The sequence below is a fragment of the Clostridium sp. genome, from assembly GCF_029267215.1.
In the GTDB taxonomy this organism is placed as follows: domain Bacteria; phylum Bacillota; class Clostridia; order Clostridiales; family Clostridiaceae; genus Sarcina.
Genome location: NZ_JARIDH010000009.1, coordinates 1 through 3,514, shown reverse-complemented (window position 1 = coordinate 3,514; position 3,514 = coordinate 1). Strand labels below are relative to the sequence as shown.

Here is a 3,514-nt window from a genome sequence, read left to right as displayed (position 1 = left end):
AATCTTCTCTATCCATTGCTATCTCTGATTTTACTTCATCTTTATTTTCCTCAATATAATCTTTATATTCAACTTCATTTTCAACTTTTAAACTATCTTTAATCAAGTTGAATAATTCCTCATCAATCATTGATTTTCCTTATTTCTTAACTATTTTACATTTAAACTCTTTAAACTTAAGTTTATTATATACAGTAGGTGAACTACGTAAATTTAAACTAAAAAACCGCACTCCAGTTGAATATCGAAGTACAGTTTAGAAAAATATAGCTTTTTAAAAATTTAAGCTTTTACTTTAAAAATGAATTTATAATCATTCCAATAATTATAATAATAATTCCGAGCAAGGACAACCCACTAGGAAAACCTGAATTTAAAAAAATCATAGACCCTATTATAGTAAAGATAATAGTTCCTGCCTGTGTTGCTTCTACACCAGCTAATAATGATAAATTGTGTTTTGCCTTGTCTGTTGCAAAAAAGAATAAGATTGTAGCAAAAACACCTGAAAATACTGCTAAAATTAAAGCTTGAACTATACTTTCTTTTGATAAAGCACCAGAATTATGATAGCCTATAAATCCAAGTATAATTGCAAGAGGCATACTAATAAGAGCAACTCCAAAAGAACGTTGAAAACTATTAATTTCTTTTCCTAATATAGCCATAAGTTTTCTATTTCCTAAAGGATATAAAAATGCAGCTATTACAACTGGAATAAATCCTTTAAGCATATTTATAATTGATATTGATTGAGCTTGAGTGTATTGCATTAATATAACTCCTATTAATACTATACTTGATACACAAAGACGTTTTAGTGGTATTTTTCCTCTTACAGTTTTATTATCACCATCAATATTTATAGTTATAAAAAATAATGGTGATAATAAAAGTCCAGCAATTATGGTTATTTGCCACGTACCTGCTACTAACCAAGATGGAGAAAATTCAGTACCAAAACTTAATAATGAATAGAAACCTACCCCTGCTAAATTTCCCCACAAAAACCAAGTTAAAAAGTTATTTTTTATAGATAAAATTACACCTTTAAATTCTTTTCTAAATAAAACAATTAGAAATAAGAATGGTAAAGCTAAAACAAACCTTAAAGAGCTTGTCCAAGCCCAATCTGTTCCCCCTACTCCCATTATTTTAGTTACAACAAATGTTGCTGCAAAGAACATAGATGAAAGTAATCCAATTAATATTGCATACATAAATAAATCCTCCCTTAAGATATTAAATATTTGTTTTAAAATATGTATTTAATAATACACCTTTTTTTTAATAATGTAAATAATAATTTACATTATTATTAAATTTGTTAAATATAATATACACAAAACTTAAATTGAGATTTTTTTCAAAAAGTTATATTATAGTTACATATATAAAATTAGATTAATATAAGGAGATATAAAATGATATTAGAAGAATTATCATCTCAAAATTTTATGAATATAATAGGAAAAAATATAAGAAAAAGAAGGACGGAAAAAAATTTAAGCCTAGAAGAACTTGGAAAGAAAATAGGGGTTAGTCGAATTACATTAACTAAAATAGAACATGGAGATGCAAACACATCACTTAATATAATGTGGAAAATTTGCAATGAATTATCAATAGAATTTAATGATTTATTTAAAGATGAAGAGAAAATATTATTATCCAAAGCCTCTAAAAATAAAGAAACAAACCTTAAGGATAAATCATTTACAATAGAATTAATGTTTAGAGAAGATGGAAAAAATCCAACTGAATTTTTCAGAATATATTTATCTAAAAGTAAATCCATATTAACTGAAACACATATTAAAAAGAGCGTTGAAATAGTTACTATTATGAAAGGTAAAGTTATGATAAAGGTTGAAAATGAAGAATTTATATTAGAAGAATATGACTCTCTAAAATTTAGTGCAGATAAAACTCATGAATACAGAAATATCTCTGATGAAGAAGCTATTGTACATTCAACAGTTATTTATAAATAGGGGTAGAATCCTGAAAATGCGAATTTCAAACGTTAAGCTAAATTAATTGACTTATTTCAATAGTTATAGCGATTTTAAACAAATAAAAAATATTGATTTAACAAAATTTTAAAATCAGCTCAAACCATTGGTATCAGTAGGGAAAATGCTATTAACGTGTGAAATCAGCATTTTCCGGACGCTACCCCTTAATGACTTTATAAAAATAAATAAATTAGTCAATAGTAATAAAAAAATCTGTTGCTGCTATTAACCTTCTAGTAATCCACCCTTTGCTATTGCTATGTAGATTATCTATATACTCAAGCTTATTAAATTTTAATAAGAAAAATATGTATCTGTTTTGGTAATATACCATATTTTAAGAATTTTTGGATATTTCACTTCTACCTTATCATTTTTAAATATATTATATTCAGAATTATCACTTAATATATAGGCTTCATATCCTACATATTTTTTATTTTTATTATACTTTCCCAAATCTGTCTCTACTATCTTTCCATTCTCATATTTTACTCCTTTTATATTCATTTCTTCCTTGGTTGCTATTTTTATTCCAACTATTGATACTACTATTATAATTATTATTCCTAATATTATTTTACTATTTATTGATTTGCTCTTTAAAAATCTAATCATAAAATACTCCTAATTATATTTTATCATTGAAAATAATTATAAATATTTAATATAATATATTTAACTTAATTTTTTATAAAAGGACTGGTTAATATGAGGTATAATAATAGCAAACTTTTAAATGAAATTTTAATTCTTCCGGAAAAGAAAAAATAAATAGCTTTTTTAAAGCCTCTTTTATGTTTGTTATTATATTTATCCCAATTGCTTTTTTCTCCTTCTATGACAATTTTTCTTTTGTAAAAAGCAATTTCCCTAAGACAACATTTTTTGTGGAAGTTTTTCTTGTATTTTTTATAATATTATCAATATTTTTTAGATTTCTAATAAAAAAATTTCCTCAATTAATATTTATATATATTTCTATTTCTTTTGGAAGTTTTTCATTATTTTCTTTTATAATATCATGTATAAATTTATATAATTCAGAAATTTTCAGTTCGCCTTTTAATTTATTATTTTTATTACTTGCAATAATTCTATATATTTTAGAGATAGTTTTTTTACAAATATTTTGTATAAATAAAGAAAAAGAAAATTCTTTTAATCGTACTCCTCCGAATAATAACTTAATACGCTCATTCATTAGCTTAGCTGTTATTTTAGGTATGTTATCATCACACTACACTTCTGATACTGAACTAAAATTCATGATATTAATACTTTCCTATATTACATTAATTTCTGTTATATTTTCTATTAATAGATTCAGACTTTTAATAAAATATAAAGTTAATCTAAAAAAATAAAGTGCTTATAATATAAGCACCTTATTTTCTACCTATTCAAACCATGAATCCATTGAATCAAACATCCATACTAATTTATCTGTTAATATTTCTTCAATCTTACCTTTTTCAATAAATTTATTTGCAGTA

At 23.8% G+C, this 3,514-nt stretch carries 3 protein-coding genes; 1 reads left to right on the top strand and 2 read right to left on the bottom strand.

Features of this window, described 5'->3' with window-relative positions; genetic code table 11:
• Positions 1–290 precede the first annotated feature (290 nt).
• Entirely contained in the window at positions 291–1,220 is a 930-nt protein-coding gene (locus Q1K13_RS00880) for a DMT family transporter (protein ID WP_300346844.1), read from the bottom strand.
• A 204-nt stretch (positions 1,221–1,424) separates the two neighbouring features.
• Here Q1K13_RS00880 and Q1K13_RS00875 point away from each other — a divergent pair, with 204 nt between their 5' ends.
• On the top strand, positions 1,425–1,994 hold the full coding sequence (locus Q1K13_RS00875) for a helix-turn-helix domain-containing protein (protein ID WP_300346841.1): 570 nt from the start codon (positions 1,425–1,427) through the stop codon (positions 1,992–1,994).
• Between the two features lie 318 nt (positions 1,995–2,312).
• On the opposite strand, the gene Q1K13_RS00870 is transcribed toward Q1K13_RS00875, so the two are convergent.
• On the bottom strand, positions 2,313–2,636 hold the full coding sequence (locus Q1K13_RS00870) for a hypothetical protein (protein WP_300346839.1): 324 nt from the start codon (positions 2,634–2,636) through the stop codon (positions 2,313–2,315).
• Between the last annotated feature and the right edge of the window lie 878 nt (positions 2,637–3,514).